The following is a 2159-nucleotide window of genomic DNA, read 5'->3' as shown; positions in this document are numbered from 1 at the left end:
GGCGGCGGGCACGACGTGGACGGGGTACGCGTGCCCGGTCAGGACACCGAGCAGTGCGGCGATCAGGGCCAGTACGCCGAGTGCCGAGCCGCGGGCGGAGAACTGGGGGTGCAGGGCCGGGAGTCGCGGGTGTCGGGCCTGCGATCGGGACCGGCCGGCCGACCGGCGGGCCGGGGGTCGCGGCCGGCGGGTGATCAGCGGGGCGGCGTCGCGGATCCCGACGTGCGGGGGCCGTTCGGCGGGTCCCCCGGTCGCTGCCACCTCGGAACCGTAGCCAGGCCCCGGGCGGAAGGCAACAGACACCCGCCCGGGACGGCCACCGGCTGCGCCCGTCCGGATGCTCAGCGTCCTTCGGTGACTATCCGCTCGATGACGGCGGCGACCCCGTCCTCGTTGTTGGACAGCGTCCGGTGCGGTGTCGCCGCCAGGACGGCCGGGTGCGCGTTCGACATCGCGTAGGCGGTGCCGGCCCAGTTCAGCATCTCCAGGTCGTTGGGCATGTCCCCGAAGGCCACCACCTCCTCGGCGGTGATGCCGCGCTCCGCGCAGCAGTGGGCGAGGGTGCCGGCCTTGCTGACCCCCGGGCCGCTGATCTCCAGCAGCGCGGACGGACTGGACCGGGTGAACGAGGCGTACGTGCCCGCGACCTGCCGCGCCCGGTCCAGGAACACGTCCGGGTCGAGCGTGCGGTGGTGGGCGAGCAGCTTCAGGACCGGCTGGTCGGCGTGCGCGGAGTCACCGGCGAGCAGCTTGGCGACCGGGGCGATCGCCGCACCCGGATCCTCGAAGAACGGGGGGTAGTCCGGCTCGTAGTGGATGCCCCCGGTACGTTCCACGGCGAAGCTCACGCCGGGTGTCGCGGCGCGCAGCGCGGCCACCACCGACAGCGCCCCCGGCACGTCCAACTCCCGCACGCCCACGATGCGCCGGCCCTGGTGCAGGTCCACCACCGCGGCACCGTTGGCGCAGATGGCCAGGCCGTGCCCGTGCACGTGGTCGCTGACCACGTCCATCCAGCGGGCCGGCCGGCCGGTGACGAAGAAGACCTCGATGCCGGCCCGCTCGGCGGCGGCCAGCGCCGCGACCGTGCGGTCCGAGACGGTCTTGTCGTCGTGCAGCAGCGTGCCGTCCAGATCGGTGGCGATCAGGCGGGGCGGCGGCCCGAGAAGCGGGTTCGGGCGACGGTGGGTAGCGGCGGGGTCAGTCACGGTCACATCCTCGCGCATATGCGCGCACAGACGGGCGGTCGGGTGCCCGGATGAGCTGCTTCTCACGTTCACCCGGCAGGCGGCGACGGCTGCGGGCGGTCGAGGGCGGTCGAGGGCGGTGGGGGCGGTGGGGGTGGCGGCTGCGGGCCTGGGCTTCCACATCACCCACACCTACGACCACCTGTCCTGGCGGGTGCCGTTCCGGGACAGGACGTGGTTCGGTGCGCTGCCCACGCTGACGGCCGCCGCCACCGCCACCGAGCGGCTGCGGCTGGGCACCCTGGCGACGTCAGTCAGGCCCTTCTCGCCTGTCGCGGGCCGGCCTGCGGTGATCCTGGCTTTCGGCTTTCGGCTTTCGGCTGTCGAGCACATGAGCGCATGAGTCCGCGCTCCCCGGCGGGACGGCGTCGCGGTCACAGTCCGATCATCCGGACCTTGCCGCCACACAGCCGGGCCATGTCATCGACGTCCGAGGTGAGGACGGCAACCGGGCCGGGCTGGCGCAGGGCTGCTTCCGCGACTGTGGCGTCGACCGCGTACGTGTGCCCGTGCGGACCAGTGACTTCGAGCAGGTGGGCGGCTGCTCTGGCCGCTGCCTCCGCGACCGGCTCCACCTTGACCCGGGAGAGCGCCCAGTGCAGCCGGGGCAGGTTCACCTGCTGGGTGACTGCGCTATGCGCCGGTTCAGCAGCGGTCCAGGCCGACAGGCATCGGCAGCCAGACGCTTCCGCGCTCGTCGGCTGACAGCCCGAAACGAAGGCCGACCGCTGACCCGGCGGACGTAGGCTCGTGCACATGAGTCTGCGTCTGAGTACGGTGATCCTTCCCATCCACCGGTGGAGCGAGGGGCGGAAGGTCTGGCAGCGGGCCGAGGAACTGGGCTTCGACACCGCCTACACCTACGACCACCTGTCCTGGCGGGTGCCGTTCCGGGACAGGACGTGGTTCGGT

At 72.9% G+C, this 2159-nt stretch carries 2 protein-coding genes and 3 pseudogenes; 2 read left to right on the top strand and 3 right to left on the bottom strand.

Annotation, left to right across the window (positions count from 1 at the left end; all coding sequences use genetic code 11):
* Both ACYVE9_RS19095 and ACYVE9_RS19090 read right to left on the bottom strand, forming a co-directional pair.
* Positions 1 to 261: hypothetical protein (locus ACYVE9_RS19095; RefSeq protein ID WP_461029099.1), on the bottom strand; the 261-nt coding region annotated here is incomplete at its 3' end.
* 80 nt (positions 262 to 341) lie between these two features.
* On the bottom strand, positions 342 to 1208 hold the full coding sequence (locus ACYVE9_RS19090) for a Cof-type HAD-IIB family hydrolase (RefSeq protein WP_461029098.1): 867 nt from the start codon (positions 1206 to 1208) through the stop codon (positions 342 to 344).
* A gap of 118 nt (positions 1209 to 1326) precedes the next feature.
* Here ACYVE9_RS19090 and ACYVE9_RS19085 point away from each other — a divergent pair.
* A pseudogene (locus ACYVE9_RS19085) lies at positions 1327 to 1521 on the top strand (LLM class flavin-dependent oxidoreductase); the annotation flags it as partial.
* Positions 1522 to 1621: 100 nt separating this feature from the next.
* On the opposite strand, the pseudogene ACYVE9_RS19080 reads toward ACYVE9_RS19085, so the two are convergent.
* Positions 1622 to 1864: pseudogene (locus ACYVE9_RS19080) on the bottom strand (DNA-binding protein); the annotation flags it as partial.
* A gap of 139 nt (positions 1865 to 2003) precedes the next feature.
* Between ACYVE9_RS19080 and ACYVE9_RS19075 the strand changes: the two are divergent.
* A pseudogene (locus ACYVE9_RS19075) lies at positions 2004 to 2159 on the top strand (LLM class flavin-dependent oxidoreductase); the annotation flags it as partial.

The sequence above is a fragment of the Streptomyces sparsus genome (assembly GCF_054776295.1).
Note: the sequence above shows the minus strand (reverse complement) of the source record. Positions and strands in the feature narration are given on the sequence as shown.